The sequence below is a fragment of the Pontibacter liquoris genome (assembly GCF_022758235.1).
In the GTDB taxonomy this organism is placed as follows: domain Bacteria; phylum Bacteroidota; class Bacteroidia; order Cytophagales; family Hymenobacteraceae; genus Pontibacter; species Pontibacter liquoris.
The window spans coordinates 752,288-776,780 of record NZ_JALEBG010000003.1 but is presented as its reverse complement, the minus strand read 5'-3'; the positions used below and the strand labels follow the sequence as shown (position 1 = coordinate 776,780).

The 24,493-nt window shown below is 52.5% G+C and carries 19 protein-coding genes; 11 read left to right on the top strand and 8 right to left on the bottom strand.

Going from position 1 to position 24,493, the window contains the following annotated elements; all coding sequences use genetic code 11:
- Positions 1-65: 65 nt before the first annotated feature.
- From LWL52_RS20300 to LWL52_RS20280, 5 genes are all read right to left on the bottom strand, one after another.
- Positions 66-554 carry a hypothetical protein gene (locus tag LWL52_RS20300; protein ID WP_242923783.1) on the bottom strand — a complete coding sequence of 163 codons (489 nt, stop codon included), beginning with the start codon at positions 552-554 and terminating at the stop codon, positions 66-68.
- A 227-nt stretch (positions 555-781) separates the two neighbouring features.
- Complete coding sequence (locus LWL52_RS20295) at positions 782-2,131, bottom strand: lysophospholipid acyltransferase family protein (RefSeq protein ID WP_242923782.1); 1,350 nt, start codon at positions 2,129-2,131, stop codon at positions 782-784.
- A 341-nt stretch (positions 2,132-2,472) separates the two neighbouring features.
- Complete coding sequence (locus tag LWL52_RS20290) at positions 2,473-2,877, bottom strand: hypothetical protein (RefSeq protein WP_242923781.1); 405 nt, start codon at positions 2,875-2,877, stop codon at positions 2,473-2,475.
- A 242-nt stretch (positions 2,878-3,119) separates the two neighbouring features.
- On the bottom strand, positions 3,120-3,341 hold the full coding sequence (locus LWL52_RS20285) for a hypothetical protein (protein WP_242923780.1): 222 nt from the start codon (positions 3,339-3,341) through the stop codon (positions 3,120-3,122).
- A 55-nt stretch (positions 3,342-3,396) separates the two neighbouring features.
- Positions 3,397-3,903, bottom strand: a complete 507-nt coding sequence (locus LWL52_RS20280) for a hypothetical protein (RefSeq protein WP_242923779.1) — start codon at positions 3,901-3,903, stop codon at positions 3,397-3,399.
- Positions 3,904-4,085: 182 nt separating this feature from the next.
- Here LWL52_RS20280 and carB point away from each other — a divergent pair, with 182 nt between their 5' ends.
- From carB to LWL52_RS20260, 5 genes are all read left to right on the top strand, one after another.
- Positions 4,086-6,899 carry a carbamoyl-phosphate synthase large subunit gene (gene carB / locus LWL52_RS20275; protein WP_242923778.1) on the top strand — a complete coding sequence of 938 codons (2,814 nt, stop codon included), beginning with the start codon at positions 4,086-4,088 and terminating at the stop codon, positions 6,897-6,899.
- Positions 6,900-7,474: 575 nt separating this feature from the next.
- On the top strand, positions 7,475-7,609 hold the full coding sequence (locus tag LWL52_RS20595; RefSeq protein ID WP_255749845.1) for a hypothetical protein: 135 nt from the start codon (positions 7,475-7,477) through the stop codon (positions 7,607-7,609).
- Positions 7,610-8,040: 431 nt separating this feature from the next.
- Positions 8,041-8,331: a DUF4834 family protein gene (locus tag LWL52_RS20270; protein ID WP_242923777.1), complete on the top strand. Its 291-nt coding sequence runs from the start codon at positions 8,041-8,043 to the stop codon at positions 8,329-8,331.
- Between the two features lie 40 nt (positions 8,332-8,371).
- Positions 8,372-10,870, top strand: coding sequence for a YfhO family protein (locus LWL52_RS20265; protein ID WP_242923776.1), 2,499 nt, complete (start codon positions 8,372-8,374; stop codon positions 10,868-10,870).
- Positions 10,871-10,961: 91 nt separating this feature from the next.
- Entirely contained in the window at positions 10,962-11,861 is a 900-nt protein-coding gene (locus LWL52_RS20260; RefSeq protein ID WP_242923775.1) for a 1-aminocyclopropane-1-carboxylate deaminase/D-cysteine desulfhydrase, read from the top strand.
- Here LWL52_RS20260 and LWL52_RS20255 read toward each other — a convergent pair whose 3' ends face one another.
- On the bottom strand, positions 11,862-13,031 hold the full coding sequence (locus tag LWL52_RS20255; protein WP_242923774.1) for a hypothetical protein: 1,170 nt from the start codon (positions 13,029-13,031) through the stop codon (positions 11,862-11,864).
- Positions 13,032-13,118: 87 nt separating this feature from the next.
- Here LWL52_RS20255 and LWL52_RS20250 point away from each other — a divergent pair, with 87 nt between their 5' ends.
- Complete coding sequence (locus LWL52_RS20250) at positions 13,119-13,754, top strand: DUF4230 domain-containing protein (protein ID WP_242923773.1); 636 nt, start codon at positions 13,119-13,121, stop codon at positions 13,752-13,754.
- A gap of 178 nt (positions 13,755-13,932) precedes the next feature.
- On the opposite strand, the gene LWL52_RS20245 is transcribed toward LWL52_RS20250, so the two are convergent.
- A complete protein-coding gene (locus LWL52_RS20245; protein WP_242923772.1) occupies positions 13,933-14,412 on the bottom strand; it encodes a regulatory protein RecX in 480 nt (159 codons plus the stop codon).
- A gap of 255 nt (positions 14,413-14,667) precedes the next feature.
- Between LWL52_RS20245 and LWL52_RS20240 the strand changes: the two genes are divergently transcribed.
- Together LWL52_RS20240 and LWL52_RS20235 are read left to right on the top strand one after the other, a co-directional pair.
- Positions 14,668-17,256 (top strand): DUF5686 and carboxypeptidase regulatory-like domain-containing protein, encoded by a 2,589-nt coding sequence (locus LWL52_RS20240; RefSeq protein WP_242923771.1) that lies wholly within the window; start codon positions 14,668-14,670, stop codon positions 17,254-17,256.
- A gap of 151 nt (positions 17,257-17,407) precedes the next feature.
- Positions 17,408-17,734 carry a hypothetical protein gene (locus LWL52_RS20235; RefSeq protein WP_242923770.1) on the top strand — a complete coding sequence of 109 codons (327 nt, stop codon included), beginning with the start codon at positions 17,408-17,410 and terminating at the stop codon, positions 17,732-17,734.
- Between the two features lie 50 nt (positions 17,735-17,784).
- Here the strand turns inward: LWL52_RS20235 and LWL52_RS20230 are convergent, their stop codons facing one another.
- Positions 17,785-18,735, bottom strand: a complete 951-nt coding sequence (locus LWL52_RS20230; protein ID WP_242923769.1) for an EamA family transporter — start codon at positions 18,733-18,735, stop codon at positions 17,785-17,787.
- Positions 18,736-18,986: 251 nt separating this feature from the next.
- Here LWL52_RS20230 and LWL52_RS20225 point away from each other — a divergent pair, with 251 nt between their 5' ends.
- The 3 genes from LWL52_RS20225 (at position 18,987) to feoB (ending at position 24,090) form a co-directional block, all read left to right on the top strand.
- Positions 18,987-21,440, top strand: a complete 2,454-nt coding sequence (locus tag LWL52_RS20225; RefSeq protein ID WP_242923768.1) for a bifunctional UDP-N-acetylmuramoyl-tripeptide:D-alanyl-D-alanine ligase/alanine racemase — start codon at positions 18,987-18,989, stop codon at positions 21,438-21,440.
- A gap of 228 nt (positions 21,441-21,668) precedes the next feature.
- Positions 21,669-21,920, top strand: coding sequence for a FeoA family protein (locus tag LWL52_RS20220; protein ID WP_242923767.1), 252 nt, complete (start codon positions 21,669-21,671; stop codon positions 21,918-21,920).
- Between the two features lie 13 nt (positions 21,921-21,933).
- A complete protein-coding gene (gene feoB, locus LWL52_RS20215) occupies positions 21,934-24,090 on the top strand; it encodes a ferrous iron transport protein B (protein WP_242923766.1) in 2,157 nt (718 codons plus the stop codon).
- Positions 24,091-24,493 lie beyond the last annotated feature (403 nt).

The window sequence follows — 24,493 nt, the reverse complement described above, 5'->3', positions numbered from 1 at the left end:
AAAAGGCAATTACCAGTGGGTGGTGCTTGCCTTTTTGCTTTTCAGTTGCACATAATGCGCTTATACTACATCGTAGTTGTTCCGGTTGTAGTACCGCTAGTGGTTGTTCCGGTAGTAGTACCGCTGGTAGTACCAGAAGTAGTGCCCGAGGTTGTACCGCTTGTAGTGCCGGAAGTAGTGCCTGATGTGGTACCGGATGTAGTGGTTCCGGTTGTTGTACCAGAGGTAGTGCCGGAGGTGGTACCGTAAGTGGTAGTACCAGTTGTAGTGCCGCTGGTGGTTGTTCCTGTAGTGGTACCGGTTGTAGTACCAGTTGTTGTACCGTAGGTGGTCGTGCCGGTGGTGGATTCTGTTGTTGTACCTGTCGTAGTGCCGCTGGTCGTGCCTTCCGTGGTGGTACCTGTTGTTGTGCCGCTCGTTGTACCGTCATCCATGGTGTCGGTTCCATTGTCCATGGTGTCACTGCCCGTAGCAGTATCAGACGTAGAGCAGCTTGCCAATAAGCCTGCTACAATAAATGCCGAGGCGCAAATGTTTACAAATGTCTTTTTCATCGCTTTCAAGTTTGTTTAGAGAGTAAAAATTCTAACTCTAGATGTCTTTTACGGGGCAGGCATAAAAATGTCACAAAAAAAATCGTTAATCGCTGATAAACAAGTATAAACGCCTCTTTGGCAGGTATAAATACATGGTGTAAATACAAAGCAGAATGGCTTTTTTTACCTGTGCGGGAGGTACAAAAGCCACCTTGTATTATGCAATTAGCTAAGCAGCAGGATGGTTATGAAACAGGCTTTTGTCTTTCCTGCAGGTATTCCAGCCGGCCCTGCTCCAGTGTTTCCCTGATTGCCTGCCGCTGGTGCAGCAGGCGGTTTACCAGCGGTTGGCGCTGAAAGAACAGGCGCAGCAGGGCCAGGTGCTCCTGCGTGTGCACAAGCTTATGCCAATAGTGCAGCGCGAAAAAACCCGAAGCCGGAAGGCTCAGCCCATAAAGCAACAGCACCACAAGGGAGGGATGCAACACCTCAGAGCACAGCCACAGCGACAGGGCATACGCCAGCGGAAACGTAAAAATGCCCACCGTCAGCATAATGGGCGCATACCATTCTTCTTCGTGGGTTGCCGCCCGGGCTACTTTAGCCGGTAGTATGTAGGGCACATAGTTGTGCAGCAGCCCGAACGCATAGACCGGCAGGCCGGCCACCAGGTATAACAAGGAGAGAATACTCTGCTGCAGCACCACGCGCTTGCCCTGCCCCAGCAAGGCATCGTGCAGGTGCAGGCGCTGCAATTGCCGGCTGTAAGCTTTGATTCTTTGCTGCAAAGCGGCAATCCGTTCCGGCTGGGTCTGGCTAAAGTAATGGATACTTTTCACGATGCCTTTGGTCAGCAAAAACTCCTGTTCGTGGGTCGCTTTGGGGGCGTTGGCCAGCAACTCTTCTTTATATAAGCCCTCGATGAGGCGGGCCAGCTCGTCTTCCTCCTCCGTCGGCGTGTTGATGATCAGGTGCTCGAGGCGGTGGCGGATCTCCTCGGTAAGCGCCAGCACGGCGGCCGTACCATCAGCAGCATAGGCGTCCATGTAAGCTGCCACGCTGATGGGCTGGCCGACATTCACAAACACGCTGCTCCGGAAGCGGGTGGGTGCTGTATAGTTAAGCCCTACGGGTAGTATCTGCACCCCCAGGCGGGCGGTTGCTTCGGCGCTGAGGGCAATGCGGGCTGCACCGGTTTTTATTTTGCGCAGCCGGCGCTCGTTAAAGCTGTTGCCTTCCGGAAAAATAAGGAGCGTTTTTTTCTGCGCCAGCGCCTTAAAGCTGGCTGCAAAGGCTTCCTCGTTGCTGATGGGCTGGTCGGGGTTGTCTTCGCGGCGGTGAATGGGGATGAGGTGCATCTTGCGGAGCATCCAGTTGCGGAAGCGGGAGCCGAAAACTGTTCCTTTGGCGATAAAGTAGGCTGGTTGTTTCAGCTGGGCAGCAATCACGACCGGGTCCATAAAAGTATTGGGGTGGTTTGCTACGATCAGGAGCGGTCCCTGCTGCGGCAACAATCCCTGGTTATGGACTTCCTGCTTTCGAAAAAATACCCGCAGGCCAATTAGGTAAATCACTTTAAGGATGGCGTAGAGCATGTATGGACGTTGTTAAGCAGCAACTGCGTGTTTGCACAATGCGGCTTCTAATATATACTAATTGGCTGAGTTTTGTGCTGTGCCGGCAAGCAGCTATAGTTTATGGTATACTTAAGTATAAACAGCCGGCTCAGTGTGCGGCCCGAGAAGCACTGCTGCTGCCGGGGCAAGACCCGGGCAGCCCATGTTATTACAACGATAGTTTCAGGGCATGAGCCGGTAACTGTGCTATACTTCCCTAACGGCGGTAGCTTTTGGCGGCAATGCGGCTTATACCTGTAAATACCGGAAGCCGGCAGTTTTGCCTGCCAGAACTGCACAACGGGAAACGTGGTTTGCCCCTAGGCTGCTTTGGCTTCTACCAGCCAGTCGTACGCAGAGGTCAGGTCCTCAAACAGGTGGGTCTCAAAAGGAAGTGGCGGCGAGGGGTTATACAGGAATTGCCTGGTCTGCTCCACTGCCTGGTCGTTAAAAGAGTTGATGATGGCAAAGCGCCGGAGGGGCATCTTGCAGAAAATATCGCGAAAGTGATGTTGTGTCCAGTCGTTGTCTTCCGGCGAAAGTTGCGGCAGCAGGCGTCTGTCCGAAATAACGTAATTGATGGTATGCTCCTGGATAATGTCCACTATAAAAAGCATGGCATCACGGTACTGTTTGCTGCTGCATTTATCAAACCACTGCGACACGAGCACGCCGGTGGCAGTATAATACTCTACATGCAGATATTCTGTATGGAAGCAAACCATCTCTCCGCAACATTTAAGGTGAACTGTAGAGTAAGTATACTCACTTATTGTTGATAATCAAAGTCTTTGGCTAAATATAACAAAAAATTAACAAGATAAAAGGCTATTACTCTCGGGCATCCAAAATAGAGCAGGATCAGCGCTTGGCTGCTGTAGCGGATAAGGGTTTACAGTATCCTTGCTAAAGCCGCCAAAATGGGCCCGGCAAGGTGAAAAACCTTGCCGGGCTTAAGTATAGCCGGTTATTTGGTGCGCAGGTTGTTGGCATTGCTACCATCCAGCTTACGGGTATCTTCCTCATTTTTAGCCCCCACGTTGCCCGCTTTCTCTTTGCCCTCATACTCGGTGTCATTTATATCTACTTCCTGTTTCTTCACGCCGGTAAGGGGTTCTGGGTTTTCGTCGGGCAGGCGCTTGCTCTCGTCTGCATTCGTAATAAAGTCATCTTCTTTGGGCGTTTCCATAAGTGTGTGTCGTTAGGTTATACCTGTACTTACGGATGCCGCGCCTGTTTTGCTGTTATTTTGTCTGGCTGCGCACAAACTCGGGCAGCTTCTGCTGGTCGGCCGCTTTCTCCATCTTTTCCAGCAGCTTGTTTCTGGCCTGGCTGTCTTTTGCCTTGATCTGCTTGTAGAGCGTTACCATACTTTGCACGCCACGCAGGTTGGCCTCGTACTCGTTCTGCTCGCCCTTGTGTTGGATCAGGTACAAGCCTTTGCCAAAAAGAAACTGCGGCACCATCATATCTTTGTAGGCAAACTTTTTATCAGCTACGATGCCCTGCAGAAATGTGGCGTCGATGTTGACCATATAAGGTGCTCCTTCCAGCCATTTAAAGGCATAAGCTGCTTTCTCCTCGCGTTCGCTGAAAGGCTCGGGAAAGGGATGTTGCTCGAGCCATAAAATAGTTTGCGCCACCTGGGCGGTGTCGCGCAGGTAATCTTCTTTTGTTTTCCAGTCGGTGCTTTGGGCAGCGGCCGTGAGGGTGAGCAGCACCAGGGTGCAGAGTATGTAAAGTTTTTTCATGGTATAATAAGGTTAAATTATATAGAAATATAGCTTTTTATTCTGACTAACCAGCACGTTTCTCCCGGAAAAAATAGCTTTAGGCAAGCGGGAATTCTGAACATTTTGTGCAATCCGGTCAATTTTAGGTTGTAGCCCTTAACATTTAGCCTTAACTTTGGGCAATTTATACTTACCACAACATGCCGAAAGACAATAGCATTAAATCCGTTCTCATTATTGGCTCCGGTCCCATCATCATCGGCCAGGCCTGCGAATTCGATTATTCCGGCTCTCAGGCCGCCCGTTCTCTCCGGGAAGAGGGTATCGAGGTAACCCTCATCAACTCCAACCCCGCCACCATCATGACGGACCCCGTGACGGCAGATAATGTTTATCTGAAACCGCTGGAGAAGAAGTACATCGTTGAGATACTGGAGAAACATAAAATTGATGCGGTGCTGCCAACCATGGGCGGACAGACGGCGCTGAACCTGGCCATTGACTGCGAGAAAGCAGGCATCTGGAAGAAGTATGGCGTGCGCATTATCGGGGTGGATATCAAAGCCATCGAAACCACCGAAGACCGCGAGCAGTTTCGTCTGAAAATGCTGGAGCTGGATGTAAATGTGTGTAAAGGCGAAACGGCCACCTCGTTTCTGGAAGGGAAAGAAATAGCCCAGGAGATCGGGTTTCCGCTTGTGATTCGCCCCTCGTTTACGCTGGGCGGCTACGGCGGCGGCTTTGTGAACACGCCTGAAGAGTTTGATGCGGCGCTGACGCGCGGCCTGCATGCTTCGCCTACGCACGAAGTGCTGGTGGAGCAAAGCATCATGGGCTGGAAGGAGTATGAGCTGGAGCTGCTGCGCGACAACCTGGGCAACATCATCATCATCTGCTCGATCGAGAACTTCGACCCGATGGGCGTGCACACCGGCGACTCGATCACGGTAGCGCCGGCCATGACGCTGCCCGACACCGTGTACCAGAAAATGCGCGACCTGGCCATCAAAATGATGAACGGCATCGGGCAGTTTGCCGGCGGTTGCAACGTGCAGTTCTCGGTAAACCCGCTGGACGATACCATTATTGCCATCGAGATCAACCCGCGGGTGTCTCGCTCGTCGGCGCTGGCCTCTAAAGCTACCGGTTACCCCATTGCCAAAATTGCCGCCAAGCTGGCCATTGGGTATAACCTGGATGAGCTGAAGAACGCCATCACGAAAACCACCTCGGCTTACTTTGAGCCTGCGCTGGATTATGTGATCGTGAAGATACCGCGCTGGAACTTTGATAAGTTTCCGGGAGCCGACCGCCGACTTGGCCTGCAGATGAAATCAGTGGGCGAAGTAATGGGTATTGGCCGCACGTTCCAGGAGGCGCTGCAGAAAGCCTGCCAGAGCCTGGAAATCAAGCGCAACGGCATTGGCGCCGACGGCAAAGAAAAAACGAACTATGACGAGCTGATCGACAGCCTGGCCAACCCGAGCTGGAACCGCCTGTTCAGTATAAAAGATGCCATGCGCATCGGCATTCCGACCAGCACCATCCAGAAACTCACCAAGGTCGACCCCTGGTTCCTGGCGCAGATCGAAGAGCTGGACGTGATGGAAAAGGAGATCGAGAAGTATACCCTGGCTACCATCCCAGCCGAGCTGCTGCGCGAAGCCAAGGTAAAAGGCTATGCTGACCGCCAGATCGCCCACCTGCTGCGCTGCAAGGAAAGCGAAGTGCACAGCGTCCGCACAGAGCTGGGCATCCGCCGCGGCTATAAAATGGTGGATACCTGTGCTGCCGAGTTTGAGGCAAGCACCCCTTACTATTACAGCACCTTTGATGGCGAGAACGAAAGCATCGTTTCCGATAAGAAAAAGGTGGTGGTGCTGGGTTCGGGGCCTAACCGCATTGGCCAGGGCATCGAGTTCGACTACAGCTGCGTGCATGGCGTGCTGGCTGCAAAGGAGTGTGGCTACGAAACCATCATGATCAACTGCAACCCCGAAACGGTGAGTACGGATTTTGATATTTCGGACAAGCTATACTTTGAGCCGGTATTCTGGGAGCATATCTACGACATCATTCTGCACGAGAAGCCCGAAGGCGTGATTGTGCAGCTGGGTGGTCAGACCGCCCTGAAGCTGGCCGAGAAGCTGGAGCGCTACGGTATCAAGATCATGGGAACGAGCTACAAAGCGCTGGATCTAGCCGAAGACCGTGGCTCTTTCTCCGCTTTGCTGCGCGACCTGAACATCCCATACCCTCCTTTTGCGGTGATCGAAACAGCCGAAGAAGCACTGGAACTTAGCAAAGAGCTTAAATTCCCGCTGCTGGTGCGGCCAAGCTATGTGCTGGGCGGCCAGAACATGAAGATCGTGATCAACGACAAGGAGCTGGAAGCCCACGTGATCGACCTGCTGAAAGACCACCCGGGTAACAAGGTGCTGTTAGACCACTTCCTCGACAACGCCATCGAAGCCGAAGCCGATGCTATCTGCGATGGCGAGGACGTGCACATCTGCGGTATTATGGAGCACATCGAGCCGGCCGGCATCCACTCCGGCGACTCGTACGCCGTGCTGCCGCCCTTTGACCTGAGCGAGAACGTGCTCCGCCAGATAGAGGAATACACTAAGCGCATTGCCGTAGCCCTCGAAACAGTAGGTGTGATCAACATCCAGTTTGCGATTAAGAACGAGATTGTCTACATTATCGAGGCCAACCCGCGTGCTTCGCGTACCTTCCCGTTCATTGCCAAAGCGTACCGGGAGCCTTACATTAACTACGCGACCAAGATCATGCTGGGCGCCAAGAAGGTGAAGGACTTCAACTTCAACCCCTACAAGCACGGCTATGCCATCAAGGTGCCGGTATTCTCTTACAACAAGTTCCCGGAAGTGAACAAGGAGCTCGGGCCAGAAATGAAATCCACCGGCGAGGCGATCTACTTTATCGATGACCTGGAAGATGACTACTTCACCAAAGTATACTCCGAACGGAATTTATACCTGAGCAAGTAAGCCCTTCAACTAACCCCTTCTTGGCAACAGGAGGGGGTTTTTGTTTTTAGAAGAATTTTGCAGCACCGGTTCCAACCACCCCTGACTCCTCCTTGGTTAAGGAGGGGCAGGAGGTGGTTGGTTCTTTTTGAAGTATAGGCGTTGTAGTTTTGGATTGAACAGCTTACTCACAAGATTCTTTCAGGATGACAAAAGGAAAAGCGAGCTGTTTTAACAGAGACAAGTATAAGCAGCATAGTTTAGGTGATAACATCCCCCTACCCCCTTCAAAGGGGACTTTGGGCTGATGGAGGAAGAGAACGCTTGCATAGCAAAAGCTTAACCTCCCTTCCACCAAGATCCTTTCAGGATGACAAAAAAATGAAGAGGCACGGAGAGGAGGATCATGCTTATACTTATACTGAAGCTTCATAGCGGGCGCCATTGCGCGGACAGGTCGCGACCTGTCCCTACAGGGGATCCACAAGCAAAGGCAGCAGCTATCGAAATCTTCCCAGTCCTTGGGTTGAGCGCCTTGGTGTGTTGCGGTGCCGCGCATGCGGCAGCCCGCTAGGGCAGCTTCACGCCACAGTGCGATGCCCAAGGACGAGGCCCCGCGGGCTTGGAGCGCTCCAAAGTATAAGATGAAACTAGACAAGTATAAAACTGAGGAATACAAGTATCTAGTAAGTATAGCCGCAAGTATAGAGAGCATCTACAGCAGCTACTAAGTATAGCCAAAGTATAAGCCCGAGCATCAACCAAGTATAGCTGGATTATTATACTTGAAGAACAGGCGCACCCAAGTATAGCCAAGTATAGATCGAACATTTACGACACCTACCAAGCATAACCTAAATATAAAACACACAATAAAGCCACTATCAGCTATAGCTCAAAGTTATAAACCAGTAGAAAGAAGTATAACTGAACTAAAGTCCGAATAACCCCACTGCAAACAAGTATAACCGTTTTAGTCCCCTGCCCGGCAACATGACTTTCTAACCGGAACTAACCCGATCCCTTCAGCATTTACCAAGTATACTCCCTATCTTTGCACTACTCCGGCCAGAACGTCATACAACAAAACGTTGGCAAACGAGTTGATTAGAAGTATAGGTACTGTTTTTGCAGGTACATTATTAAGCAAGAAAGCATTAACATGATCAAATTCATATTCACCACACTCCTCATTATCTTTATTATGCGCACCATTGCGCCGGTACTTTTCCGCTGGCTGCTGGGGGCTTTTGTGAAAAAAAGCATGCGCAACGGCACCTTCTTTTATCCCAACCAGCAACAGCAGCAGCGCCCCTACCAGGAGCCTGGCCGAAGCAACGGGCAGCCCAACGGCCGCAGCACGGGCCACGTCAAAATCGATTACATTCCGGACCAGCCGGGGCAGCGGCATTTCGATGGCGGCGAGTACGTGGATTATGAAGAAGTAAAATAAAACCGCTATCTTTCAAGCTCTATTTGGGTTTTTGAAAGATATGACAACTACGCTCAATTTCAGGCGCGATGTGTTGCCGCACATCGTGGCGGTCGTGATTTTCCTGCTTTTAACGGCAGTATACTTTGCCCCGGTGCTCTTCGAAAACAAAGGCATGTCGCAGCACGACATCCAGCAGTTTCAGGGGGGCGCCAAAGAGATACAGGACTACCGCGACAAAACCGGCGAGGAAGCCCTCTGGACCAATTCCATGTTCAGCGGCATGCCCTCTTACCTCATCAACACGCACTATTCCGGCGACTGGTCGGGGGCCATCCACTCTGTTTTAACCCTGGATATGCCTGCGCTAGCCGGCAATATCTTTATCACACTACTCTGTGCTTACATCCTTTTGGTGGCCTTAGGCATGAGCCCGTGGCTGGCGACCATCGGGGCTATTGCCTTTGGGTTCAGCTCCTACAACATTATTATCCTGGAGGCAGGGCACAACACCAAATCCCTTTCCATTGCTTACATCCCGATGGTGCTAGCCGGCATGCTGGTCGCGCTGCGGCGCAATGTATGGCTGGGCGCTGCCCTCTTTGCACTGGGTCTCGCGCTAAACCTGCACTTCAACCATCTGCAGATGACCTACTACATGCTGCTGCTGGTGCTGGTGTTTGCTGTGGTAGAGATCATCTTTGCTTTTAAGAACGGCACTCTAGCCGACCTGCTGAAGCGGGGGGCGGTGCTGCTGGTAGCTGCCATTCTGGCGGTGGGCGTCAACTTTGGCCGTTTGTATACCACTGCCGAATACAGCCAGTACAGCATCCGCGGAAAATCGGAGCTTACCACCAAAAACAGCGGCGATAAAACCAGCAGTGGCTTGGACCGCGGATATGCTTTTAACTGGAGCTACGGCGTAGGTGAAACCATCACCCTGCTGATCCCGGATTTTTACGGCGGCAGCAGCTCAGCCTCCCTCGGCACCGACTCCGAAACCTATAATGCCTTTCTGAAGATGGGTGCTGCACCGGCCCAGGCCGAGCAGATCATCAGCCAGGGCTTGCCGTTATATTGGGGGCCGCAGCCCATGACCAGCGGACCGGTATACGTAGGCGCCATCATCTGCTTTTTGTTTGTTCTGGGCATCTTTATCGTCGATCGCCGCTGGACGAGCTGGCTGGTAGCTGCTACTATTCTTTCGGTTGTGCTGGCCTGGGGCAAGAACTTCGAGGCGTTCAACTATTTCATGTTCGACCACTTTCCGGCCTATAATAAATTCCGGGCGGTTTCTTCGGCGCTGGTTATTGCGCAGATCACTATGCCGCTGCTGGCTATGCTGGCCCTCTGGAAACTGCTCAAAGAAAAAGGACACATACAGGACCTGGAGAAAAAACTGCTGCTTTCGGGCGGTATTACAGCCGGTATCTGCCTGCTGGTATGGCTATTTGCGGGCATGGCCAGCTTCACCTCGGCTACCGACCTGCAACTGGTGCAGGCGCAATTCCCGATCGATGCCATCCGTGCCGACCGCGAAGGCCTGATGCGCTCTGATGCACTCCGCTCGCTGGTGTTTATCGTGCTGGCGGCAGGCGTGCTATACTTCTATCTGAAAAATAAACTAAGCGCCACGGTGGTGATGGCGGCTATTGGCGTGCTGGTACTCGTGGATCTCTGGTCGGTGGACAAGCGCTACCTGAACAACAGCGATTTCCAGGCCCAGGTGGTCGCCACGCATTTTGCCCCTACCAAAGCCGACCAGGCCATCTTACAGGACAAAGACCCGAGCTACCGGGTGCTCTACCTGCCAAACCCGTTTAACGATGCGCGCTCGTCTTATTTCCACAAATCCATTGGTGGTTACCATGGTGCCAAGTTGCGCCGTTACCAGGACGTGATTGACAGCGTGATGAGCAACGAACTGCAAGCCCTAATCAACACGTTCCAGAATAATCCGACATCCGAATCGGTTGCGCTGGCGCTGCAGAATGCCCCGGTGCTGAACATGCTCAACACGCGCTACATTATTTACAACGATGAAGCCGCGCCGCTGAAGAACCCGGCGGCGTTGGGCAATGCCTGGTTTGTGGAAGATGTGCGCAAGGTGAACACGCCGGATGAGGCGCTGCTTGCCCTCCGCAATTTTGATCCGTCCACCACCGCGATTGTAGAAGCTCCGAAATTCCAGGTACCGGCTACTTCCTTCAGCCCGGGCAGCTCTACCATTAAGCTAACTGCTTACAGTCCCAATGAGCTGACCTATGAGGCAAATGCTATCGGAAATGAACTGGCGGTGTTCTCTGAGATCTACTATGCCGAAGGCTGGCAGGCGTACCTGGACGGCCACCCGGTCGATCATATCCGGGTGAACTACCTGTTGCGGGCCTTGCCGGTACCGGCGGGCAAGCATACCATCCGGTTCGAATTTGCACCTAATTCATACACCCTAGGCAATACCATTTCCATGATTTCGTCTGTTCTGCTGTTGCTGGTGATCATCGGGGCCGTGGTATATGTTGTAAAGCGACACCCCCAGGCAGCGCCAGCCGAAGTATAGCTGGAGTTAAGAGTTAAAAGTTAAGAGTTTAAAGTATAACTCAGAAGTATAAACCGGAGCCTCAGCCCATGCTGGGGCTTCTTTTTGAACAATGGAGGCACCGCTGCAACAACTTTACGACCCGCTGCTGCAAGCGCAGGAAATTACGCTTTGGCTGAAGCGCGAAGACCTGCTGCACCCGCATATTTCGGGCAATAAGTGGCGCAAGCTCACCTATAACCTGCAGGAGGCAAAACGGCTTCAACACCATGCCTTGCTTACCTTCGGCGGGGCTTACTCCAACCACATTGCCGCCACGGCAGCCGCCGGAAAGGAATATGGCTTCCAGACGATCGGCATCATCCGGGGTGAAGAACACCTGCCCCTGAACCCGACGCTGGCCTTTGCCACTTCCTGCGGCATGCAGCTGCACTACATCAGCCGGGAAGCGTATAAGCAGAAAGATGATCCGGCTTTTCTGGAACAACTACGGCAGCAGTATAAGCAGCCCTACATACTTCCCGAAGGCGGCACGAACCTGCTGGCCGTAAAAGGCTGCACCGAAATCGTGCAGGACATAGCGGTGGACTATGATTACGTATGCTGCGCAGCAGGCACGGGCGGCACCGCGGCAGGCCTAATTGCCGCGTTGGCAGGAGAGAAGCAGGTGCTGGTATTCCCGGCGCTGAAAGGCGGCGAGTTTCTGCAGCCGGAGATCGAAGAACTGGTTTTACAGTACAGCGGCCGCACATATAGCAACTGGCAATTAGTTACGGCATATCATTTTGGCGGCTATGCCAAAGTAAAGCCGGAACTACTCGCGTTTATCCAGGGCTTTCAGCAGCAGCACCACATCCCGTTGGAGCCCATCTATACCGGTAAGATGCTGTATGGCCTGTTCGACATGATCCGGCAGGGGTATTTCCCGAAAGGGAGCCGAGTGGTGGCCGTGCATACGGGTGGGTTGCAGGGCAATGCCGGTTTTAAAGAACGGCTGGGGCTGCAAGTATGATCAGGCGATGGCGTGCTGTTTCCGGGCCGCCTGCTTCAGTAGGAGCCAACTCAGGCCCACACTGCCGAACATAAACACAAAAGCGATTACGCTCATTAGAAAACGTCCGATGGGGTCTTCGCTGGTCACCGTGGTGATAAACGCCTGTTGCAGCAATAAGAAGGCTACAAAGGCGCGCAAAGGCAATCGGATCCGGCCCTTCAGCATCGCTGCTCCCGTGAAAAAATAAAGCGGATAAAGGACCACAACGACCACCAGGTTGTGCAGCACCGAGAAGTATGGCTTCACATTACCCCAGAACAAAAAGAAACGCCAGCCCGACATCCGGAAGAAATATGTAGGGTTATCGTGCACAAACAAGTATAACTTGGTGAGCGGCGAGGCATCGGCTAGCGGCATGAGCACCTGCTTGTCAGCAGATATAAGCAGGCCTTTATAGCCGAAGATTACTTCTCCTTTGGCATACGTTTGCACAATATCGAATTCCTGCAGCAGGTATTGGTCTACGAGCAGCAGCGTAGCCAGCGGCACCAGTATTACCGGCAGTACAAGTATAACTTTGGCGCGTGGGCTAGGAGCGGCAGTATAGGCCCCAAAAAATAGGTAGCCCAGGTAAGCCACAACCGCAATAAAGCCATTGGGCCGCACCAGCGCCACCACCAGCAGCAGCGGCAGTGCCCACAACGATTGCCTGACCGTTCGGGCCTTCACCAGCAGATAAAAAGCAAGCAGCAGCAAACTTATGTACAGCGATTCGGTCAGGATAAAGGCATGATACATCTGCAGGTCGTACCAGCCGATGAGCAGGAAAGTAGCCAGCAGAGGGGCAAACACATTGCCTGCGAGCAGCCGTGTCGCTTTATAAAAGTAAATAGTTGCGATGCCGGAAAGCAACGTTTGCACAACTACAATGCCTTTCAATCCGAAGCCTATTTTAAACAGCAAAGCCAGAAAGGTAGGATAGCCTGCATACTTGAGCCGGTAATCCGCGGCAAAATGGAAGTTGTCCAGAATAGCAGCAGCATACGTAAGATAGCTTTCTGAGTCGCTGGTATGGCGCACGCCATGAATAGAGAACAGCACCGTGTGCAGCGCCAGCCATGCCAGTGCCAGCATCACCTGCGCCCTGCGCTCATACATCGGACTGATCTTTGCTGGTATAGAAAGCATCTGCAACTAAATAAACCTGAACTGAGTTTTGATAGCGTAAATTAACCAGATTAATCTTCTTATCAAGCTCACCAACCAAGCGAACTCATGCCCTTACTCCGTTTCCTGCTCAAGCTGCTTCCCTGGATACTTGTACTTACTGCCGGCCTCTACATCTGGCGCACCGTGAAAGATTTTTTGAAAGAACCCGAAGCGAAGAAGGCGCCCGAAGTGGTGGTGAACTATAACACGATCCTCACTTCGGTGGAGGAACTGGGGCGTATGGAGCTGGTGCGCTATAATTTTAAGGATGTGGTGGAGTATGAAAAGAATGTGTCGCGGTTTGTGCCCAACTCTAAATTAGTGCTGATCGTGGCCGGAGAGGCGGTGGGCTGCCTGGACTTTTCTAAAATAACCCAATCCGATATCCAGTTCCTGGGCGACTCGCTGGTGCAGGTAGCCCTGCCCGCGCCGCAGATCTGTTACTACAAAGTAGACCACAGCAAATCGAAGGTCTTCAGCAAAGAAAATACCTATTTCCAGGATGCCGAACTGGTAGAAGAAGCGTACCGCTATGCCGAGCAGAACGTGAAAAAGGCCGCCCTGAATTCGGGCATCCTGCGGCAAACACAGGTAAATGCCGAGAAAATTCTAAAGCCTATGCTGGAAGAGATAACCGGCAAGCGCGTGGTGCTGGTGCCGCATCGCCGCATCCAGAACCCGGCGCTGCCGCCGAAACGCTAGTTGTGGATTGTTGATCGTTGTTTGTTAAAGACCTATTTCTAGTAATGCCTGTTGTGCATAGTTCCAGACACCCTTACTTTAAAAACCAAGTATAAGCTAATCATTCAGCAAGGCTAAGTTGTTAGTCAGAATATACATCGAAAGCATCCTATACGCACCATTCGTAATTCGTAATTCTTCATTCGTAATTCTTTAAAGCATCCTGCACCAGGTCGTTTTCATAGCCTTTGCTCTGCAGGAAATAGCTAAGCTTCTGGCGGCGGGCGAAGGGGTTCTTTTCTTTTTCGGTGGCGTTCTTTTTCTCCAGCAGCTGCAGCAGGTGTTGCTCGTATATGTCCGGATCAATCTCTTTCAGGCCTTGCTTAATGCAATAATCAGAAATGCCTTTGCTCTTGAGGCCCTGCATTATTTTGCGGCGGCCCCACTTCTTCAGGCCATACTTGCCCCGCACGTAGCTTTGGGCGTACCGCTCCTCGTCCAGTAACTTTTCCTGGCCCAGGCGCACGATCAGTTCCTCCACATCATCCGGCTCCAGTCCATAAGAGTAGAGCTTGGTGCGTACCTCCTGGTGGGTACGTTCCTGGTAGGCGCAGTAGGCCGCTATTTTCACTAAGGCTTCTTTGGGAGTATAAAATTTCTGTTTCTTTTGTCGCTCCAAAATGATGGTTGTTGATGTTCTAGTATAACAAGTATACGCAAAGGAGAGTTGCTTTAGAAAGGCGGGCATAAGAAAGTTAAAAGCAGGTTTGGTGGTTATACTTTGACGTATGTATAGTGCACCCAACCAGCCATGGCGGCAGGTAAGCCTAAAATATAGTAATTAAAATATATTTAAGTGATATCATATTGTGTTAGCTTTAACGTTAGCTGGTTAAATTGCAAGAATATACGGATGAAGTATAAGCCCTGGCACATGCGCTACCCTCTTCTTTTGCTGTTGCTGCTTCTGTTTTTGCCTGCGCTAAGTATGGCCGGGGCCCTGCATGGCCGCATTACCGACGAAAACAACAAGGGTCTGCCGTTTGCCAGCATTTACATCAAAGAAACGGCCAGCGGCACCGCTTCCAACGAGCAGGGCAGCTACCAGCTGCAGCTCAGCCCCGGCACCTATACGCTGGAGTTTAAGTATGTGGGCTACCGCGCCCGCACCGAAACCGTGACGATTGGCGAGGCCCCGCAGGAGCTTAATGTACAGTTGCTGCCCGAAGTGCTGAACCTGAAGGAAGTGGTGGTGCGTGCCGCCGACGAGGATCCGGCTTATGCTATTATGCGGCAGGCCATCCGGCTGCGCAAGTATCACCGCGACGAGGTAAATGCCTGGAGCGCCCGCGTATACATGAAAGCCGTGGGCCGCATGGACAAAGTGCCTTCCAAGGTGCTGGGCATAAAAATGGTAGATGTGGACACGGGCATCGTATACTTGTCGGAATCGGTGTCGGAGCTGCGCTTTAAAAAGCCCGACAAGGTGCACGAACGCATGATCTCGAGCCGGGTGAGTGGCCAGAAGAAAGGCTTCAGCTTTAACCAGGCCTCGGAAATGGACATCAGCTTTTACGATAACCTGCTCAAGGTGCAGGGCCTCAGCGAGCGCGGGTTTGTGTCGCCGCTAGCTAACAATGCCTTCTTTTATTACCGCTTCGAGTATCTGGGCACTTTCCAGGAAAACGGCCGCACCATCAACAAAATAAAAGTCATTCCGCGCCGCGCCCACGACCCGGTCTTTGCGGGCAGCATCTACATTGTGGACGGCAGCTGGCGCATCCATAGCACCGACCTGAAACTGACAAAAGCGGCCGGTATCGATTTTGTGGATTTTATACGCGTACGGCAGGTGTATGCGCCAGTAGCCAAAGAAGTATGGATGCCCGTATCGCAGCGGTTCAGTTTTGAAGGGGCTGGGCTGGGCTTTAAAGGCAGCGGTTACGTTACGGGCGTATACTCTAATTATAGCGTGCAGCCGGCCTATACCACGCCGCCCAGGGTAGAAGAAATAGCGCCTGAGCCGGCGCCGGATGCGACGCTGGCCGATGCACGGCCTGCCAAAAAGCCAAAGCTCAAAGTGATAAAGCCCCGCGAGGCAGCGCCTGAAGCTCAGCCGCAGGCCTCCAACGACAAGATGTTCAGCAAAGAGATTTTGGTGGTAGAGAGAGAAGCCAACAAGCGGGACTCTGCTTACTGGGCGGCCATTCGGCCCGTGCCGCTCACCCAGGAAGAAGTAACTGATTATCACAAAAAAGACAGCCTGGAGGTCATCAAAAATTCACGGCCTTACCAGGACTCGCTGGACCGGGTGCGTAACAAGCCTTCTTTTGGCAGTTTCCTGGTAGGCGGCTATACCTATTCCAATTCCTTCCAAAACAGGTACTTCAGTTTCGATCCGCTCCTGAGTTTAACAGGTGGCTCCAGCATCCTGCAGTATAATACTGTGGAAGGTGTGGTGGCCGACCTGCGCGTAGCCTATAGCAAACGCTTTGAAGACCGCCGCAGGTATAGTATAGCACCGGCCGTGCGCTACGGCTTCTCTAACCAGAAATTAAACGCCCGGCTGCAGCTCAGCTATCTTTACGAGCCGTTTAAGAACAGCACCATTTCGGTGGAAGGCGGCCGTTACGTAGAGCAGATCAATAACCTGAACCCGATCTCGCCTTTTGTAAATACCGTGTACACGCTGGTGGCCGGGCAAAACTACATGAAGCTATACCAGCGCGACTATGGCCGTGTAAACTGGCGAAGCGAGCTGTGGAATGGCGTCTCGCTTAGCGGTATCCTGGATTATGCCCACCGCCTGCCGTTGCAGAACACGGCCGAGTATACTTTGCGCGATGCTTCGGGGACTCATTTTACCTCCAACGTGCCGGTAAACGCCGAATTGACCGATGCCACTTTCCTGCCGCACCAGGCGCTTACGCTCGCCCTCAACCTTAGCCTGCGGCCAGGGCAGGAGTACATGAGCCGGCCGGATGACAAAATTAACCTGGGCTCGCGCTACCCTACCATAGCGTTGGGCTACCGCGCAGGTATAAACGCGTTGGGCGGCGATACCAGGTTCAGCACGGCGGCCATCCGGGTGAGCGACGATATGGGTTTTGGCCTTTTGGGCAGCAGCAGGTATAGCCTGGGAGGCGGCACCTTCTTTAGCCGCGACAAGATGTACCTGATGGATTACAAGCATTTTAATGGCAACCGCACCCTGTTTGCCGGCACCTACGAGGGCTTCCAGCTACTGGATTATTACCGCTACAGCACCAGTCACAGCTACCTGGAGGGGCACTACGAACATCATTTCAACGGCTTTGTGTTCAACAAGATCCCGCTGTTCCGGCGGCTGAAGTGGCAGGAAGTGGTCAGCCTCAATTACCTCAACACCCGCGCATCGGGCAATTACCTGGAGCTGGGGCTGGGCATCGAGCACATCTTTAAAGTAATGCGCATCGATTTTATTACCTCGTTTCAGGAGGGTAACCGCGCCCGAACAGGCCTGATGGTGGGAGTTGGCTTCTGAGTTTTCATACCGCGGCAGGATTAGTAAAAGCAGGTGCGGCCTTGAAATTGCACCGGAATGAGGCCGGGCACAAAGTGGCATTGCCTACGCGGGATAACCATAACGCCTTGCTGGCCGTTAAAAATAGCTCAGGACTAAACTTAAAACAGACATGAAAACAACAGCACATATACTTAAAACCGGCGTAGCAGTGGCTTTTGCAGCTGTGGTTGGCTTTGGCTGCAATGGCGGCGAACGACCTGAATCGAACCCGACAGACGATACCAGCACTTCCGAAGCCATTGTAGACGAAACCGATGCGGAGCATTTAAATGAGCCACGTCCGGCAGCCATTGGCGATACATCGGTTACCGGCGAGCAGGCCGACCAGTTTGGCAACGAGATGAAGTCCAACCAGGACTCAGCTAACCGGGCCATGCACGAACTGGATGAGCAGAAAGCGAAAGAGAACAGCCAGCAGCCTAAGCCAAAGCAGTAAAAGACAACTAAAAGCAAAAATCCCCGCCAGCATACGTTGGCGGGGATTTTTTATGGCCGGATGGCGGTTGTGCCCACAGGCGGGATCACCAACCCGTCGCCGCTTTTCTTGCGGCCTTTCAGGTTAATATTATAGAGGATCACCGAGATGAAGATGAGCACATAAGCAGCCACTTTTGTTGTCGTGGTATGTTCATTAAAGTATAAAAAGGCCATCACAAAGTTCAGGATCGGGTTGATATACATCAAAATGCCAATGGAGCCGGAGGTAAGCTCTTTGAGCGCAAACAGGTTCAAAAACAGCGGCAGCACGGTAAAGACTAGGCTCAGCATACCGATGTTCAGGAAAAAATGAGTATCTAACATGACCATGCTATCGCCTTTGAAGTAGCTGTAAAAAGGGCCGATCAGGGCGAAGGAAAGCAACAGCTGCAGGGTAAGCAGCACAATTTTATCGTAGTTCTTCAGAATACGCTGCGTGATGAGGTAAAAGGCATAACTGAAGGCGGTCAGCAAACTAAACACCAGGCTTGTCAGCTCGCCGGAGCCTATCAGGGCGCAGCTCAGCGCACTCAGGCCGATGGCCAGCCACTGGTTTAGCCGCAGCTTCTCTTTTAGCAGCAAAAAGCCCAGCACCGCCGTGATAATAGGGCAGAGCAGGTAGGAAAAAGAGCCGGTCTGGATGTTGATGTGGTTGATTATGTAAATGAACGTAAGCCAGTTAATTGTCAGCAGCAGGCCGCCCAGCAAAGTATAACCTATAAAGGTGCGCTTCTCCCGCGGGCCGGCGGTTTGCAGCGCGGCAAAGGTACTCAGCAGCTTACGGCGGCGGAAAACCAGCGAAATAACCAGCAGCACGACCAACGCGGAGGCTACCCGGAAGTATAAGATCTGCCCGCTGGGGTAAGCAGCCAGGGCCTTCAGCGGAAACGGGATAAAGCCCCAGATAACGAATGCCGCAATGCCCGCTGCAAAGTAGGGTCGGGTGTCTGTTGGTTTCATAGGTAAAAATGCAGGTAAAAGGTGTGCAAAGGTAGAGAATTGCCGGTTGTTAATTGTTGCGGTTAGCTAAATTGCTGAAAGGTTGCCTGGCTGGCTACTTGCCCGTAACAGTTCGTATAGCTCAAGGGTAATCCCTGTTACATTGCCTCTGTTTCACTTCTCACCTGCTAACTTTTTAACTTTCTAACTTCTTAACTTTCTAACTTTGTAGCTCCCCCGCCTATCTTTGGCGCAGGAATAAATCCGTAGCCATGCTCTCTTTTCAGCAGCTTTCATCTATTACACAGGGCCGGGAGGTGCAGGTGGTGCAGCCCCAGCCGGTGGTGCATCTGCTCACCGACAGCCGCAAGCTCTCGCAGCCGGCGGGCACGGTGTTTTTTGCCATCCGGGGCAAGTATAACGACGGGCATAAGTACTTGTCGCAGCTATACCGGCAGGGCGTGCGCACCTTTGTGGTGGAGCAGGGCGAGCCTGCAGCGCTAACGCACCTATACCCCGAAGCATCCATTTTGCTGGTGAAGGATAGCCTGCAGGCGCTGCAGCAGGTAGCCGCCTGGCACCGGCAGCAGTTCCAAATCCCGGTGATCGGGGTAACAGGCAGCAACGGCAAAACGATCGTAAAGGAGTGGCTTGCACAATTGCTGAGCCCCGATGAGCTGGTGGTAAAAAGCCCGCGCAGTTACAACTCGCAGCTGGGCGTGCCGCTGAGTGTGTGGCAGCTCAATGCCAATCATACCCTGGCTATTTTTGAAGCCGGCATTTCGCTGCCCGGCGAGATGGAAAAGCTGCAGCAGATCATCCGGCCTACCCTGGGCCTATTTACCAACATTGGCAGCGCCCACAACGAAGGCTTTGCTTCTCTGGAGCAGAAGGTAGCTGAAAAGCTGAAGCTGTTTGCCCACGTGGAGCTGCTCTTTTACTGTGCCGATCATACGCTCGTGCACCAGGCCGTGCAGCGCCAAAGTATAAATACCTTTACCTGGGGACGCCGGCAGGAGGCAGACGTCACGATAAATGCCACGACTACTGCCGGCCACCGCACCATTGTGGTGTATACTTACCTGGGCCAAAAACAGCGGCTGGCCCTCCCGTTCACCGACGAAGCCTCGGTGGAGAATGCCCTGCACTGCCTGGCGGTGCTGCTGCAGCGGAGCCTGCCGCTCTCCGAAATACAGGACCGCCTCGACCGCCTGCACCCGGTGGCCATGCGCCTGGAAATGAAAGAAGCCATTAACGGCTGCTACCTCATCGACGATACCTATAACAACGACCTGGGAGGCCTGGCCATCGCCCTGAACCTGCAGGCCAGCCAGCCGCAGCGCGGCGCTCATACGCTCATACTTTCGGATCTGCTAGAGTCGGGCCTGGCGGAGGAAGCCTTGTATAAGCAGGTAGCGGAGTTGGTGCAGCCGCACCGCGTGCAACGCCTGATTGGCATCGGCCCGGTCATCAGCAAGTATAGGCACCTTTTCGGGGAGGCCGTTTTTTATACTTCCACAGCTGATTTTTTGAAAGCCTTTGATTCAGCGAACTTCCGCAATGAGGTGATCCTGGTGAAAGGCGCGCGCGTGTTCGGGTTTGAGAAGATCGTGCAGGCGTTTCAGCAGAAGGTGCACGGCACGGTGCTGGAAGTAAACCTGGATGCGCTGGTGCATAACCTGAACTTTTACCGCTCCAGGCTAATGCCCGATACCAAACTGATGGTGATGGTCAAAGCCTTTGCTTATGGCAGCGGCAGCTTCGAAGTGGCCAACCTGCTGCAGTTCCACCGTGTGGATTACCTGGCCGTGGCTTACGCCGATGAAGGCGTGATGCTGCGCGAGCACGGAATCACGCTCCCCATCATGGTCATGAACCCCGCGCCCGACAGCTTTGCCAAGCTGCAGCAGTATACCCTGGAGCCGGAAATATATGCCCTGGAGCAACTGCAGGCCTTTGTGGCGTCGCTGGAGGAGGGCAACAAGTATAAGATCCACCTGAAGCTCGACACGGGCATGCACCGGCTGGGATTTGTCAGCGAGGATTTCGAAGCCCTTTTTGACTTGCTGCAGCAGTACCCGCAGGTACAGGTGGTGAGCGCCTTCAGCCACCTGGCCGGTGCCGACGAAGCCCTGCACAACGATTTTTCGCAGCAGCAGATTGCCACTTTCAGAAGTATGGCTACGGAAGTGGAGGCAAGGCTGGGGTATTCGGTCACGAAGCACATTCTAAATTCGGCAGGCATTGTGCGCTTTCCGGAACACCAGCTGGACATGGTGCGGCTGGGCATCGGCCTGTACGGCGTGGAGGCAACCGGTTCGGAACAGGAGGCGCTGCGGCCGGTCAGCACACTCAAAACCACCGTATCGCAAGTGAAAAGTATAAACGCCGGTGAAACAGTGGGCTATAGCCGCAAAGGCATTGCTGATGTGGCTAAAACCATTGCTACCATCGCCATCGGGTATGCTGATGGCTACGACCGCCGTTTCAGCAATGGCGTGGGTCAAGTACTTGTGCAGGGGCAGCGCCGCCCGCTTATCGGCAATGTGTGCATGGATATGTGTATGGTAGATGTTACCGGGCTACAAGTAAAAGCCGGCGATGAGGTGATCGTGTTCGGGCCACAGCTCACGCTGGTAGAGCTGGCCAACGCTATTGGCACCATTCCCTACGAGCTGCTCACCAACGTGAGCACCCGCGTAAAACGGGTGTTTTTCGCAGAGTAGCGGTTTTCAGATTTGAAGATGTGAAAATGATTTCCTCCTTGGTGCAAGCAGAGGCTCGCGCCAGGAGAGAGTTATACTGCTATAGGGCCTCGTTTTCAGTTTATACTTACTACATCGGCACATTATCCCATTAACCCCTCAGTACATTAACTTAAAACTTTTGCTTTAAAGGTGAACACCTTGTAACTTGCAGTTGTTTATAAACAGTCTAAATAAAAACAACGAGCGGTGCGAAAAAGGGCAGAAGAGCAAAAAGAACAGAAAAGCGTGCGCGACCTCAAGATCGGGGAACGCGGTGTGATCTGTTGTCTAAGCGACCCGGAAATGGGTCTTAAGCTTTTGGAAATGGGCTGTATTCCTGGTACGGAAGTAAAACTGAACAGCCGCGCTCCTTTTGGTGATCCCATCACCATTATTGTTAACGATTATACCCTGTCGTTGCGTTTAGACGAAGCCGAAACCATTTTGCTGAAGAAGTAATCCCCCGCGCCTCATGACCACTGCCACGATCCAGCCACAAGAAGTGCAGGCCAAGCAGGCTGCAGTTCCTCCTTTAGTCTCCAAAGTAGCGCTGATCGGGAACCCGAACTCCGGTAAATCGTCTCTTTTTAACCAACTGACGGGCCTTAACCAGAAGGTGGGCAACTTTCCGGGGGTAACGGTAGATAAAAAAACAGGCTATTGCCAGCTTTCGCCTACCCACAAAGTGCAGATCATTGACCTGCCGGGCACCTATAGCTTATACCCTAAGTCGCTGGATGAGCGCGTGATCATTGACCTGCTTTATGATCCGGCCTCGCGCCATTTTCCAGACCTGGTCATCGTAACGGCCGACGCCTCTAACCTGAAGCGCAACCTGCTGCTGTACACCCAGCTAGCTGATCTGAAGATTCCGGTGGTGCTGGCGCTGAACATGGTGGATGTGGCCGAGAGCGAAGGCGTTAAGATCGACGTGCCTGCCCTGCACCGTGAGCTGGGCGTGCCCATCATCCCGATGAATGCCCGCAAGGGAATAGGCATTGCCGCCCTCAAGATCATCATGTCGCAGCAGCTGGAAGCCTCCCGGGTTAGCTTTTATGAAATCCCCGACGAGCTGATTCCTGTGGTGCAAAGCATACGTCAGCGGTTTCAGCTCCGCAACGATTACCAGGCCCTGCACTACGCCCATCAGTATAAAAGCCTTAAATTTTTATCGGAAGAGGATGTCGCCTGGATCGCGGGTGTGCTGGAGGCCGTGGATTTCCACTCGCATGCTCAGCAGGCCAACGAAACCATTGCCCGTTATACCCGCATCAACGAGCTGCTGCTGGATGTGGTGCGCGTGGAGAAAGTAGACAAGGACGAGAAGTTCAGCAACCGCCTCGACCAGGTGCTCACGCACAAGGTATTTGGGTACCTGATCTTTTTTGCCATCCTGTTCCTGATCTTCCAGGCTATCTTTGCCTGGGCCAGCTATCCCATGGACCTGATCGACCGGGGAATTACCAGCCTTAATGGCCTGATACAGGATAACTTTGATGGCCCGCTTATTAACCTGCTGACCGAAGGCGTAATTGCCGGACTGGGCGGTGTGCTGGTATTTGTGCCGCAGATCGCCATTCTGTTCGCGTTTATATCCATTCTGGAGGAAACCGGCTATATGGCGCGCGTGACGTTTATGATGGACAAGATCATGCGCAAATTTGGCCTGAACGGCAAAAGTGTGGTGCCGCTGATCTCGGGGGTAGCCTGTGCGGTGCCCGCCATCATGTCGGCGCGTACCATCGAGAACTGGAAAGACCGCATGATCACCATCTTTGTGACGCCGCTGATGAGCTGTTCGGCCCGCATTCCGGTATACACGGTGCTGATTGCCCTGGTAGTGCCCGACAAATACTACTTCGGGTTTATGAACCTGCAGGGCCTGGTACTGATGGGGCTTTACCTGATCGGCTTTCTAGCGGCTATTTTCTCCGCGCTGCTGCTCAAAACCATTCTCAAAGCCCGGGAACGCAGCTACTTCATTATGGAGTTCCCGGTCTACAAAATGCCGCGCTGGAAGAATGTGGGCATCACGATCATAGAGAAATCCAAAGCTTTTGTTTTTGAAGCAGGTAAGGTCATTGTGGCTATTTCGGTTATACTTTGGGTGCTGGCCTCTTATGGGCCTGGCAACAATTTTGAGCAGGCCAGAGTGCAGGCGATAGCCGAAGCCAAAGCAAACAACCTGACCCCACTACAGACCGAGAATAAGATAGCCTCTTACCAGCTCGAGAGTTCCTATGCCGGTATCATTGGCCGTACCATAGAGCCTGCTATCCGCCCGCTGGGTTACGACTGGAAGATCGGAATTGCCCTGCTTACTTCTTTTGCTGCCCGCGAGGTGTTTGTGGGCACGATCTCGACCATTTATAGTATAGGCGAGGAGGAGAACGTGAGCACGATAAAGGAAAAGCTGATGTCGGAGAAAGATGCCAACGGCGATCCTTTCTTCACCCCGGCCCGTAGTTTCTCGCTGATGATCTTTTACCTTTTTGCCATGCAGTGCGTGAGCACGCTGGCCATTGTGCGCCGCGAAACAAAGAGCTGGACCTGGCCTGCGGCGCAGCTCTTATACATGAGTGGCCTTGCCTATGTGATGGCTTTTATCACCTACCATATTTTTAGCTAGCCCACCCGTTTTATACTTTATGCAATAAACCCTTGTGCCTTGTCAGGCACAAGGGTTTATTGGTATGTGCCTGCCAGGTGTTTTTTAATGCTGACTTCCGGTACAGGTTCCTAATTCTTTATTTCCGGTCGCTTACTCATTCTTCATAAGTATAACCAAAAATAATCTGCAAAATTTTATACCTACTACGGGTTTATACTCGTAACAAACATACAGTCTGATATTTTCTGAAAATACATAAGTATGTTAATATTGAAGGTCGTGTTTATAGGCTCTTTATAAGGGCTTAATCGCCTTTAAAGCCCTGTAGTATCTGACAAATTTTATATCATTATATAGGTTATGTTGAATTATATAAAGAATAAATAGTTGTAAATACTTGATAAACATAGTATTAGTTTTT